Source organism: Micromonospora endophytica (assembly GCF_003236305.1).
Taxonomy (GTDB): Bacteria; Actinomycetota; Actinomycetes; order Mycobacteriales; family Micromonosporaceae; genus Micromonospora; species Micromonospora endophytica.
This window is the reverse complement of record NZ_POTX01000193.1, coordinates 1-11,537: the sequence shown is the minus strand read 5'-3', so window position 1 is coordinate 11,537 and position 11,537 is coordinate 1. Positions and strand designations below refer to the sequence as shown.

General features: G+C 68.8%; 11 protein-coding genes, 1 tRNA gene and 2 pseudogenes. 9 read left to right on the top strand and 5 right to left on the bottom strand.

Annotated elements, in window-relative coordinates; genetic code table 11:
- The coding region (bagB, locus tag C1I93_RS22850; protein WP_111245352.1) for an ArsA family ATPase at positions 1-1,054 on the top strand (1,054 nt) is incomplete at its 5' end.
- 9 nt (positions 1,055-1,063) lie between these two features.
- On the opposite strand, the gene C1I93_RS22845 is transcribed toward bagB, so the two are convergent.
- Entirely contained in the window at positions 1,064-1,390 is a 327-nt protein-coding gene (locus C1I93_RS22845; protein WP_111245351.1) for a WhiB family transcriptional regulator, read from the bottom strand.
- Positions 1,391-1,795: 405 nt separating this feature from the next.
- Here C1I93_RS22845 and C1I93_RS22840 point away from each other — a divergent pair, with 405 nt between their 5' ends.
- Entirely contained in the window at positions 1,796-4,240 is a 2,445-nt protein-coding gene (locus tag C1I93_RS22840; RefSeq protein ID WP_111245350.1) for a penicillin-binding protein, read from the top strand.
- A gap of 104 nt (positions 4,241-4,344) precedes the next feature.
- On the opposite strand, the gene C1I93_RS22835 is transcribed toward C1I93_RS22840, so the two are convergent.
- Complete coding sequence (locus C1I93_RS22835; protein ID WP_111245349.1) at positions 4,345-4,800, bottom strand: GatB/YqeY domain-containing protein; 456 nt, start codon at positions 4,798-4,800, stop codon at positions 4,345-4,347.
- 25 nt (positions 4,801-4,825) lie between these two features.
- On the opposite strand from C1I93_RS22835, the gene C1I93_RS22830 reads away from it, so the two are divergent.
- Both C1I93_RS22830 and C1I93_RS22825 read left to right on the top strand, forming a co-directional pair.
- Complete coding sequence (locus C1I93_RS22830; RefSeq protein WP_111245353.1) at positions 4,826-5,719, top strand: metallophosphoesterase; 894 nt, start codon at positions 4,826-4,828, stop codon at positions 5,717-5,719.
- A gap of 75 nt (positions 5,720-5,794) precedes the next feature.
- Positions 5,795-5,871, top strand: a tRNA-Pro gene (locus C1I93_RS22825).
- A 94-nt stretch (positions 5,872-5,965) separates the two neighbouring features.
- Here the strand turns inward: C1I93_RS22825 and C1I93_RS32670 are convergent.
- Positions 5,966-6,200, bottom strand: a pseudogene (locus C1I93_RS32670) (hypothetical protein); the annotation flags it as partial.
- 93 nt (positions 6,201-6,293) lie between these two features.
- Between C1I93_RS32670 and C1I93_RS22815 the strand changes: the two are divergent.
- The 4 genes and pseudogenes from C1I93_RS22815 (at position 6,294) to C1I93_RS22795 (ending at position 8,364) form a co-directional block, all read left to right on the top strand.
- Positions 6,294-6,962: a DUF3800 domain-containing protein gene (locus C1I93_RS22815; RefSeq protein ID WP_111245348.1), complete on the top strand. Its 669-nt coding sequence runs from the start codon at positions 6,294-6,296 to the stop codon at positions 6,960-6,962.
- A 212-nt stretch (positions 6,963-7,174) separates the two neighbouring features.
- A pseudogene (locus C1I93_RS22810) lies at positions 7,175-7,405 on the top strand (XRE family transcriptional regulator); the annotation flags it as partial.
- 333 nt (positions 7,406-7,738) lie between these two features.
- Positions 7,739-7,942 carry a hypothetical protein gene (locus C1I93_RS22800; RefSeq protein ID WP_111245346.1) on the top strand — a complete coding sequence of 68 codons (204 nt, stop codon included), beginning with the start codon at positions 7,739-7,741 and terminating at the stop codon, positions 7,940-7,942.
- Positions 7,943-8,031: 89 nt separating this feature from the next.
- A complete protein-coding gene (locus tag C1I93_RS22795) occupies positions 8,032-8,364 on the top strand; it encodes a hypothetical protein (RefSeq protein WP_146603560.1) in 333 nt (110 codons plus the stop codon).
- A gap of 101 nt (positions 8,365-8,465) precedes the next feature.
- On the opposite strand, the gene C1I93_RS22790 is transcribed toward C1I93_RS22795, so the two are convergent.
- Both C1I93_RS22790 and C1I93_RS22785 read right to left on the bottom strand, forming a co-directional pair.
- Positions 8,466-8,924: a lamin tail domain-containing protein gene (locus tag C1I93_RS22790; RefSeq protein ID WP_111245344.1), complete on the bottom strand. Its 459-nt coding sequence runs from the start codon at positions 8,922-8,924 to the stop codon at positions 8,466-8,468.
- A gap of 246 nt (positions 8,925-9,170) precedes the next feature.
- Positions 9,171-9,950 (bottom strand): phosphodiesterase, encoded by a 780-nt coding sequence (locus tag C1I93_RS22785; protein WP_111245343.1) that lies wholly within the window; start codon positions 9,948-9,950, stop codon positions 9,171-9,173.
- A 129-nt stretch (positions 9,951-10,079) separates the two neighbouring features.
- Here C1I93_RS22785 and C1I93_RS22780 point away from each other — a divergent pair, with 129 nt between their 5' ends.
- A complete protein-coding gene (locus C1I93_RS22780) occupies positions 10,080-11,534 on the top strand; it encodes a sensor domain-containing diguanylate cyclase (protein WP_420811792.1) in 1,455 nt (484 codons plus the stop codon).
- Positions 11,535-11,537: the final 3 nt, after the last annotated feature.

Genomic DNA, 11,537 nt, shown 5'->3' with positions numbered 1-11,537 from the left:
GGGCAAGACGACCACCGCCGCCGCGCTCGCGCTGCGCGCGGCAGAGCAGCACGGCCGGCGTACGGTGGTGCTCACCATCGACCCGGCCCGGCGGTTGGCCCAGTCCCTCGGCCTGACCGAGCTGGACAACACCCCCCGGCAGGTCAAGGGCATCGACGTCGAGTCCAGCGGCGGCGAGTTGCACGCCATGATGCTCGACATGAAGCGCACCTTCGACGACGTGGTGCTCGCGCACACCGACCCGGCGAAGGCGGCGGAGATCTTCGCGAACCCCTTCTACCAGGCGATGAGTTCCACCTTCTCCGGCACCCAGGAATACATGGCCATGGAGAAGCTCGGCCAGCTGCACGCGCGCGGCGAGTGGGATCTGATCGTGGTGGACACCCCGCCGTCGCGTTCCGCGCTGGACTTCCTCGACGCGCCGGCCCGGCTGTCCCGCTTTCTCGACGGCCGGATGCTGCGGCTGCTGCTCGCGCCGGCGCGTACCGGCGGGCGCAGCATGTTCAGTCTCGTCACCGCGTCCTTCGGGATGTTCTCCCGGGTGGTGCAGAAGGTGCTCGGCACCCAGTTGCTGGCTGACCTGTCCGGCTTCGTGGCGGCGCTCGACTCGATGTTCGGCGGGTTCCGGCAGCGGGCGGAGCAGACGTACCGCATCCTTCAGGCGGGTGAGACGGCCTTCCTGCTGGTCGCGGCGCCGGAGCCGGACGCGGTCCGGGAGGCCGCCTACTTCGCCGGCCGGTTGCGCGAGGAGCAGATGCCGCTCGCCGGTCTGGTGCTCAACCGGGTGCACCGCCCGGCCGTGGCCGACCTGGCCGCGCCGGAGAGCCGCGCCGCCGCGGAGCGGCTGGCCGCGGCCGGTGGCCACGAGGGCACCGTCGAGGTGCTGCGGGCCCACGCCACCCTGGCCGAGCAGGCGGTACGCGAACAACAGGTGGCTGCCCGCTTCACCGAGACGTTTCCCGAGGTGCCGACGGTTTCGGTGGCGGCGCAGCCCGCCGACGTGCACGACGTCGACGGGCTGCGGACGATCGGCGCGGCGATCAGCCGCTCCTGACCGGGTCGGTCAGGAACTGGTCATGGTGGTGGCCAGGATGCGGTCCTTGGCGGCCTTGTCCTTGGCGTTTTTCTTCATCGCCGCTTCGAACATTTTCCGCCAGCTGGTGACCTGCGGGTGACGGCGGAGCAACGCACGGCGTTCGCGTTCGGTCATGCCACCCCACACGCCGAACTCGATCCGGTTGTCCAGCGCGTCGGCCAGGCACTCGTACCGAACTGGGCAGCTCCGGCAGATCCGTTTCGCCACGTTCTGTTCGGCGCCCTGTACGAACAACGCGTCCGGGTCCCCGTTCTGACACGCCGCCAATGACGGCCAGTCAGTGATCATGCCCATCTGTACACGTCCCCCCTTGCAAGTACTACCGACGCCGTCGCGGGCCAGCCGGTCTTTTCTCCCCCCGAGCGCCCGCGGCCCTACCCCCTGAGGCGGCGCGGACGACATGTGGCGCTGTCGCCGCACACCATCATGCTCTGTAGTCGCCCGATTACGCAACGTTGTCGGCTAAATCCATCATTTCGGACAGTCCCGGCTTCTCGGGCGCGGGACCGTCGCTTACCCCACCGATGTCCACGAAAACGCTGCGAGCCGGGCTTCCCGGGAAGGAAACTCGGCCCGGATTCGCAACCGGACGCCGGTGCCACGCGTCTAGCACAACGAGGCCGGCGCGCGCAGGAAATGGGGAAAAGACGCCGCGACGGCCCTCGCTACCTGTTCGCGTACTCTGTCGAGGTGACTCGGATGCGGAAACGTGACCACAACGTCCTGACCAACGCCGCATCGCTGCTGATCTGTGGGCTGTTGGCTGGCGTAGTGGTCGCCGCCGCGGCTTTCCCCGCGGTGGCGATGTCGGGCCTGGCCGCCAAGGCCGGTGCGGACACCTTCGGCGCACTGCCGAAGGAGCTGTCGACAGCCCGCGCCCCCCAGATCAGTTATCTGCTGGCGAAGGACGGCAAGACACCACTGGCCACGATGTACGACGAGAATCGTCGTGAGGTGCCACTCAAGGACATCTCGCCGCACATGCAGAAGGCCATCGTCGCCGCCGAGGACCACGACTTCTACGAGCACAACGGAGTCGACCTCAACGGCGTCGCCCGAGCCTTCGTCAACAACAGCTCGGCCACCAACGACAAGCAGGGCGCGTCCACGCTGACCATGCAGTTCGTCCGGCTGAACATCGCGTACTCGGCCACCCACCCGGCCGACGTGATCGCCGCGACCGAGGACACCAGCGCCCGCAAGCTGCGCGAGATGCGGTACGCGCTCCAGGTGGACCAGGAGATGACCAAGGACGAGATCCTGGAGGGCTACCTCAACCTCGCCGCCTTCGGTAACGGCGCGTACGGCGTCTACGCCGCCAGCCAGGTCTACTTCAACAAGCCGCCGAAGGATCTGAAGATCGAAGAGGCCGCCATGCTGGCCGGCCTGGTCAAGGCGCCGAGTTCGTTCGACCCGACCACCGAGAGCGGTTACCCGCAGGCGGTCGCCCGGCGTGACTACGTCATCGACAACATGGCCAAGATCGGTGCCATCACCGAGGACGAGGCCACGAAGGCCAAGGCCGTCAAGCTGAAGGTCAAGGACAAGCGGACCCCGAACGGCTGCGTGGCCACCAACAAGATCTCCTGGGGCTTCTTCTGCGACGCCTTCTACCGCTGGTGGATGTCGGAGGAGACCTTCGGCTCCACCTCGTACGACCGGGAGCGGCGGCTCAAGAGCGGCGGCTACACCATCGTCACGACTCTTGACGTCCAGGCGCAGAAGGCCGCCGACGATGCGGTCAAGCGGTCCCGACCGGTGAACTCCAAGGAAGCCATCATGCTGGCGGTGGTGGAGCCCGGCACCGGCCGGGTGCGGGCGCTGTCGGTCAACCGGAACTTCAAGCTCGACAACCCGAAGAAGCCGAAGAACTTGCCGCACAGCGATCCGAAGCAGCGGGACCGGGGCCGGCTCGGCAACTACCCCAACACGGTGAACCCCCTGCTCACCGGCGGCGACGGAATCACCGGCTACCAGGCCGGCTCGGTGTTCAAGATCTTCACCATCGTGGCCGCGCTGGAGAAGGGTCTGCCGCTCAGCCACACCATCAACGCGCCGCAGCAGTTCAAGTCCGACTACATCATCGACCCCAGCAGCTCCGCCGCCTGCCCGGGCACGCACTTCTACTGCCCGACCAACTCCGACCTCCAGCCTGGCGGCGTGAAGGACATGCGCAGCGCCTTCTCGTCCTCGACCAACACCTACTTCGTCCCGCTCCAGCAGCAGGTCGGCGCGGAGAACGTGGTCGACGTGGCCAAGCGGCTGGGCATCGGGTTCCGGGACAGTGACGACGCGAAGTTCGCCAACAACAAGGAGGCCGCGCACCAGTGGGGCGCCTTCACCCTCGGCGTGTCGCAGACCACCCCACTGGAGTTGGCGAACGCGTACGCGACCCTGGCCGCGGACGGCAAGTACTGCGAACCGATCCCGGTGCAGAAGATCACCGACCTGGACGGCAACGAACTGGACGTGGCGAAGCCCCGCTGTGAGCAGCGGTTCAGCAAGGATGTCGCGCGGGCGGCCGTCGACGCGGCCCGATGCCCGGTCGGCGACAGCCCCTCCGGCGGCAGCTGCGGCAGCAGCCGGACGGCCGCCGAGGGCCGCGGCATGGTCGGCAAGCCGATCGCCGGCAAGTCCGGCACCACCGACGCCGAGAAGACCGCCTCCCTGGTCGCGATGACCAAGCAGTACGCGGTGGCCGGCATCCTGGCCGACCCGGACTGGCCGCAGACCAACGTCCGGATGAAGCACAAGACCTCGGACGGCGTCAACTGGCCGGTCTTCGAGACGCTGCGCGACGCCATGAAGGGCAAGAAGGCGATCAACTTCGACCCACCGGGCCGGAAGATCTCCGAAGGTGACCAGCGCCCCATCCCCAGCGTCAACTGCGTCAACATCGAGACGGCGAAACAGCGCATCTCCGGAGCCGGCTTCCAGCCGGTCGTCTCCAGCAACCCGATCGTCTCGAACTGCCCGGCCGGCACCGCCGCCGGCACCAGCCCGAGCAACCGCACCATCAAGGGCGGCGTGGTGACCATCCAGGTCAGCGCCGGCGGTGGCGGCAACAACGGTGGTGACGGCAACAACGGTGGGCCGGGCAACGGACCGCCGGGCGGGCCCGGCAACGGCCGACCCAACGGCTGAGCCACAAGCGATCCGAACGGTACGGGCGGGCATCCTCGACAGGATGTCCGCCCGTACCGCGTTGTCATGGCTCCGGCCGCCGGCTGGTGCGGCGGCTCGCGTGGTCAGAGGCCGAGCTGGCGGCGTACCTCCGCGGCCACCCGGCCACCCTCGGCCCGGCCGGCCACGGTGGCCTGGGCCGCCTTCATCGCCGGGCCCATCTGCGCCTTGCCGGTGAACCCGCCGGCGGCGAGCGCCCCCGCGACCAGCTCGGTCAACTCGTCGTCGGAGAGCTGCTTCGGCAGGTAGCGGTCCAGCACCTCACCCTCGGCGATCTCCCGGGCGGACTGCTCGGCGCGCCCCGCGTCGGCGAAGGCGGTCGCCGCCTCCCGGCGCTTCTTGGCCTCCTTGGTCAGCACGGCCAGCACCTCGTCGTCGGTGAGCTCGCGCTTGGCCTTGCCCGACACCTCGGCGTTGCCGACGGCGGCCAGGGCCATCCGCAGGGTGGAGGTGGTCAGCTCGTCGCGGCCCTTCAGGGCGGCGCGCATGTCGGCGGTGAGACGGTCCTTCAGCGTGCTCATGGACGGTCAAACTACCCTGATCGGCATGGGAAAGCGCACACTATTCCGGCTCGCGACCGCCACCGTCGCGACGGGCGCCGCCGCCCTGGCGTACGCCTCACTCGTCGAGCGCAACATGTTCACCCTCCGGCGCTTCGATGTCCCGGTGCTGCCGACCGGCACCGAGCCGCTGCGCGTGCTGCACCTGTCCGACCTGCACATGACCCCCAACCAGGCACGCAAACAGCGGTGGGTGGCGTCGCTCGCCGCTCTCGATCCCGACCTGGTCGTGGTGACCGGCGACAACATGGCCCACCCGGGGGCGGTGCCGGGGGTGCTGCGCGCCCTGCAACCCCTGCTCGACTACCCGGGCGCCTTCGTCTTCGGCTCGAACGACTACACCGGGCCGGTCTGGAAGAACCCGTTCACCTACTTCCTGCCCAACCGGGAGTACACCGAGGGTGCCGAACTGCCCTACGACGAGCTGCGGGACGTGCTCACCGGGGCCGGCTGGAGCGACCTGAACAACAGGCGCGCCACGGTGAAGGCCGGCGGCCGAGCGATCGACATGGTCGGGGTCGACGACCCACACATCGAACGCGACGACTACCCCTCGGTGTCCGGCCCGGTCGACACCACCGCGGATCTCTCCATCGCCCTGACCCACTCCCCCGAGCCGTCGCTGCTCGACGAGATGGCCGCCGACGGCTTCGGGCTGCTGCTCGCCGGACACACCCACGGCGGCCAGGTCTGCGTACCGGGGGTGGGCGCGTTGGTGACCAACTGCGGCCTGCCCCGGTCGATGGCGAAGGGACTGCACCGCTGGCCCGGCTCGGACTCCTGGCTGCACGTCTCCGCCGGCCTCGGCACCCACCCCACGGCACCGGTCCGGTTCGCCTGCGCGCCCGAAGCCAGCCTGCTCACCCTGATCCCCCGCTGACACTGCTTTGATCCGCTGCCGGGGGTACCGAGTTTGACCCTCCGGGCGGGTGGGCTACTATTTGTCGGCACGCCTCGGGGTGTGGCGCAGCTTGGTAGCGCGCTTCGTTCGGGACGAAGAGGTCGTCGGTTCGAATCCGGCCACCCCGACCAGGTAAGAGGGCACATCCTATCGACGGGTGTGCCCTCTAGTGCTTCGTACAGCAGTGGCCGTTACCGCAAGCTTTCCCCCAGACATTTCAGCGCCACCCAGGGTGTCGGCACCCGGTAGCGACCGGCCGACCTTGGCCCGCTGGTGCAGCTTGATCCACTTGCCGTGGACGACCTCACGGGTCGGGCCGTAGACATACGCTCAGGTCCACCTGCCGTCCGGCTTGGTGACCCAGACGTACGCAGCGAAGCCGTTGCGGGTACGGAAAGATCGAGCCTTCGCCGTTCGCAAGTGGCCCAAGGAGCGAAGGAGCCTTCTTTGGCAAGGCCATCCGCCTGGTGTGACTCGCCGAGAAGATGAACGTACCGTAACGGTCCAGGTACTAGGATGTAGATCCCCTCGTCTGACGCCCCCGGAGTGGTTTGTGGCACGTCGTTTCCTGTTCTCAGATGAGAGCGGTGACCTGACCTTCACCAAGGGGCCCAACATCTCCAGGTACTTTGCCGTGGGCACGCTGGTCATCGACGAGCCTGAGCTGCGGAAGCTGCGAGCTACATTGGCGGCGCTCCGAGACGAGCTTGCTTTCCGCAACCATGGTCTCGACTCCTACTTCCATGCCACTGACGATCCATACGATGTGCGGCAAGCGGTCTTCGGCGTCCTGTCGTCCCTTGACTTCCAGTTCGACGTGACCTTGCTAGAGAAGTCGAAGGCTCAGCCTCACGTCCGGCAGGATGACGCCACCTTCTTCCGATACGCGTGGTATTACCATCTAAACTGGATTGCTCCCAGAATCTTCGACCCGAACGACGAAGCTCTCATCGTGGCCGCCGAGCTGGGCACCAAGAAGACTCGCAAGGCGTTCCGCGGTGCGATCGACGCGGTCTTGACTCAGTGCATCAGCTACAGGGTGAAGCGGAGCTTGGCCTTCTGGCCCTGTGCGAGTGACTTCGCCTTGCAGGCTGCGGACTACTGCACCTGGGCTGTCACGAGGAAGCGTGAGCGCGGGGATCACACCTACTTCGACATGATCCAGTCGAAGATCCGCTATGAGTACGACCTTTGGGCCGCCGGCAAGACCCACTACTACTAGGCCAACGGCACGAACCCCCGCCCAACTAGGCTCTCGCCAGAGCCCAGGGGCTCTTTCGTCGGACGGGGTCGCGCAACTACATCCTAGTCCGAGAGTGCACTTGACAGAAGGCCGAAACTCGCTCCGTCATGGCACGTTTTCATACAGTAGCGGCCACGATCGCACAGATGTACGACTTTCGGATGGTGAGCGTTCCAGCCAGGGACGGCGGTCTGCCTGCGGTGCGGCAGGTGTACTTCTGGCTCGACCTGGGCCGGGCCGCCGAGGCGGTCGGCCGGGACCGTGATGCCGTACGGATGCTGCTCGCCGCGGAGCGGGTCGGCCCGCAACACGCCCGCTCGTCGGTGTCGGCGCGGGAGACGGCCCGGTCGTTGCTGCGCAAGGGGGCGGCGTCGCCGGAGTTGCGGGGGCTGTGCAAGCGGATGAGCCTGACCGCGCAGTAGTGGTGCGTAAGCGTTCCAGCCAGCAACTGCACTTTCCGTAGCGCCCCAATTACAGCACGGCCGCATGCCCTTTCCTGATCTGTTGCGGTCGCGCTCGTTGGCTGGCGCGACGGTGGCGACATCTCCCGAGAACACCGCCGTGCCCCTTTCCGAGAAGGGGTCGTACGTGGGCGGTGCGGAGCGCGATCAAGGGCAGAGGCGGGGCGAGCAGATTCAGGCGGCGGAACGGGAGGCGGCGAAGCAGCGGATTCTCGCTCAGGCTGAGGCGGAGCGAATACCGATCGAGGAGACGACTCGGGCGGTGCCGGATCGGCCGTGGCGGCGTCGTGACCGGTGACCGTGATCGATGCCGCCCGTGGGTTCCTCCGGGCCGGGGATCCGGCGAATACGGCGCGGGTGCTGCTCAACGCGGAGCGGCTGGCACCGTACGAGGTGCGCCGCCGGCCGGTGGGTCGGGATGTGCTGGCGGAGGTCGCCCGGGATCCGAAAGCTCCGGCGGTGATCGCTGAGCTGGCGCTGAGCCTCGGGCTGGGGTGAGCGGAGACCAGCCCCGAATCGCGTTCTGGCTGCCCAGCGACATCTCGGCACGGTGTGCCCCGGGGCGGATGCGCGCTAGCCTGGGCCAGGTGCGGATCATCGCGTTCCTGGCCGTCTCCATCGTCGTACTGACCGTCGTACTGCTGGTTTTCCTGGCGGTGACGGCCGGTGCCCGGCGGCGCCGCCACGCCCTGGAGACGTCCGCCCGGTGGGCGGTGCGCCACTACGCCATCCCGGGGCGCGGGCACACGGTCGTCGGAGTCTCCCTGATCGACGCGGAGGGCCGGGTACGCAGTGAGCATGTGGTCGCGCGCATCCCGGACGGCGCTCCGGACTGGCAGCGCGACTTCGTCGCCGCCCGGCAGGAGGCCGAGGAACGGGCCTTCCACCTCAACATCGACCGCCCGCCGCTCGAAGGCTGAGGCAGCGGTCCTCGACGTCCGCGATGCCGGCGGCGGGCCCCCTCGTTAAGAGGGGGCCCTTCCTATACAAAATCCGTTAACAGGGGACCCCTGCTTGCGCTTCAGCAGTTGGTGTAGCCGTTGCCCTTCGTGGACCAGGCGCACTTGTCGATCTGCTTGCCGCTGGCGTTACGCAGGTACGCGGTGTCCCCGGTGTTGTTCCAGATGTAGTTGCCCGAACCCCAGTAACGGGTGCTGGCGGTGTTGGTGCCCTTGCCGGTACGGATGATCAAGCTCTTGCCCTTGGCGAGCTTGACGTTGCCGGAGAACGTGTAGACGTGGTTCGCCTTGTCGCGCAACGTCCAGTTCTTCAGGTTGATGGTGCTGGAGCGCCGGTTGGTCAGCTTCACGTACTCGGCGTTCAGGCTGGAATTCGAGCGGTTGTCCGTGCCCGGCGAGTCGTAGTAGACCTTCGTTATCTCGATGGCCGGAGTAGCGGCCTGCGCCGGGGTGGCCACGGTGAGTGAACCGCCGAGCGCGACGGTGAGCGCGGCCACGATTCCGGTGAATCTCTTCGTCATGTTTCTACCCCCACTGAGAACGCCGATATTTCGACGCGGATCAGTCACGCAGCACGTGACGGAGCGAGATTAACTATGTGAACCGGGAACGTGAACGCTTGCGGGGTATGTGCCGCCGATTCGAGCCGGGCGGGCCGCTACCGAACGTCCAGTGTGGTCATTCTGATCGACCGGTTCGCGGCCGGCGAGTCGACACGAGTCGATGATCAGTGGCCCGAACGGGCACACCTTCGCTCCGCCTCGGTCTCAGAAGCCGCAGATCGGGCCAGCGGTGTGGCTGACCTGCACGGTGTGGGTGACACAGCCGGCAGTGGTCACCTGGTGCAGCAGCAACGCGGTGGGCTCGGCGACGAAATAGACCTGCGGGTCGTCGGTCATGGTCAACGCGACCTGCCGCCAGGTGCTCGGCGCGACGGTGAGGACCGTACCGGCGAAGGCTGCGGTCACCGGCCGGTGCAGGTGGCCGGCGGCCACGCGTGCCACGTGGGGATGCCGCAGCAGCACGTCGGCCAGGGCCGGACCGTCGGCGAGCCGGATCGCGTCCATGGCCGGGATGCCCACCTCGATCGGCGGGTGGTGCAGGCAGACCACTGCCGGCACTTCGGGGCGGGTGGCGAGCACCCGGTCGAGCCAGTCGAGTTGTTCGTCGCCGAGCCGCCCGCCGTCCGTCCCGGGCACCAGCGAGTCGAGCACCACAAGCGTCAGCCCCGGGTGGTCGACCTGGTAATAGGCGGAGAATCCGCCGCCCAGCCACGGTGTGCCGCCGAAGGCGTCCAGCAGTGACTCCCGATCGTCGTGGTTGCCGGCGACCAGGTGCACCGGCAGCGGGAACCGGCCGAGCACCTCACGCAGCACGGCGTACTCGTCGGGGCGGCCGTGGTCGGCCAGGTCTCCGGTGATCACCACGCAGTCCGGCCGGGGGTTGAGCGCGAGCACCCGGCCGAGTGCGCGGTGCAGCCCGGCGGCCGGCTCGGCGCCGAGCGCGCCGGTGGTCAGGTGTGGATCGCTGAGGTGGGCGATGAGCATCGGGCCTCCACTCCGGGATCTCCACGCTAGACCCGCTGGCACCGGAGCGTCGTCCACATCCTGTGGATAGCACATGTGTACGAAGGTCGACGGCCCCGCCCGCTGGGTAGGCTTGATCAGCGCCCGGCACTGGCCGGACCACCCCCGACCTGGAACGACGTGCGAGTGGATCATCAGCGAGTCATCCGTGACGTCACGGCCCGCCTGCCCCGGACGTCGACCGTTGCCGAGGCGTGCCAGACGATGGTCGACGCCCTCGCCCAGTTCACGCCCGCGACCATCGCCGTCCTGCTGCACGTGAACGATCAGCTCCGCTGCGTCGCCGCCACCGGGTCCTGGCAGGTCTTCGCCACCGTGGCACCGGACGCCGGGATCGTCGGCCGGGTGCACACCGGGGGCCGGCCCGCCGTCGTACCGGACGTCACCGCCGATCCCGACCACATTCCGGTACGCCCCGACGTCGTCGCCGAGGTGTGCGTACCGGTGCTGGACCCGGCGGGCCGCCCGCTCGGCGTACTCGATCTGCAATGGACCGCCCCGGCCGACCTCGCGTGGTGGCGGGCCACGGCCGAGCGGGTCGCCGCCCGGCTCGGCGCCCGGATCGTCGCCCTCGGCGGTCCGGCGGAGAGCCGCAGCGAGAAGCTGCTGCGGCACGCCGCGGCGATGACCGCCGCCAGCACCGAGCGGGAACTCCTCTGCGCCGCGATCCGGGCGGCTCGGGACGTGTCGACCCTCGCCGCGGCCGTTCTGGTGCTCTGCGGCCGCGGCGGCCCCCGGCTCGCCAGCCCACCGGCGGCCCCCGGCGAGTTGGAGGCCCGGATCCGCGCCGAGTTGACCGAGGCAGGACCGGCGGCGCTGCGGCGCATCGTCGAACGGGTCCACCGGTACGGTGCCGGCTACACCCTCGGCGAGGCCGGCCATCCGCCCACCCTCGAACACGAGCCACTGGTCCGGGCCGGCGTACGCACGCTGGTCGCGGTCCCGGTCGGTCCGGCCGACGGCGGCGGCGTGCTGCTGGTCGCCGACGAACGGCTGCGGCGACCGGATGCCGCCACGGTGAACCTGATGGAGCTGCTCGCCGGTCAGGCGTGGAGCTGCCTGGACCGACTACGCACCCTGGACCGGCTCCGTAAACAGGCCAACTCCGACCCGCTCACCGGGCTGCGCCACACCGGCCCGTTCGGGCAACGGATCGCGCACGCGACCCCCGGACGCACCGCACTGCTGGCGATCGACGTGGACGGCTTCAAGAGCGTCAACGACACGTACGGCCATCAGGCGGGTGACCGGGTGCTCGTCGGGCTGGCCCGGGCGTTGGAAGGCGCGCTACGCCAGGGCGACGAGCTGTACCGGATCGGCGGCGACGAGTTCGTCGCGGTGATCGAGGTGGGCCGGCCCGAGGAGGCCGTCCGGGTCGCCGAGCGGCTCACCGAGGCGGCCCGCCGGATCGGCCGCACCATCAGCGTCGGCGTCGCCCTCCCCCGCCACGGCGAATCCCCGGAGCTGACCCTCCGCCGCGCCGACCAGGCTCTCTACGCCGTCAAACGCCAGGGCCGCGACGGCGTCCACCTCTCCGCCGCCTAGCCC

Excerpts from the sequence above, each read along its gene's own strand:
- C1I93_RS22845 (WP_111245351.1), bottom strand. The coding sequence starts at position 1,390 with ATGGGCATGATCACTGACTGGCCGTCATTGGCGGCGTGTCAGAACGGG.
- C1I93_RS22840 (WP_111245350.1), top strand. The coding sequence starts at position 1,796 with ATGCGGAAACGTGACCACAACGTCCTGACCAACGCCGCATCGCTGCTG.
- C1I93_RS22835 (WP_111245349.1), bottom strand. The coding sequence starts at position 4,800 with ATGAGCACGCTGAAGGACCGTCTCACCGCCGACATGCGCGCCGCCCTG.
- C1I93_RS22830 (WP_111245353.1), top strand. The coding sequence starts at position 4,826 with ATGGGAAAGCGCACACTATTCCGGCTCGCGACCGCCACCGTCGCGACG.
- C1I93_RS22790 (WP_111245344.1), bottom strand. The coding sequence starts at position 8,924 with ATGACGAAGAGATTCACCGGAATCGTGGCCGCGCTCACCGTCGCGCTC.
- C1I93_RS22785 (WP_111245343.1), bottom strand. The coding sequence starts at position 9,950 with ATGCTCATCGCCCACCTCAGCGATCCACACCTGACCACCGGCGCGCTC.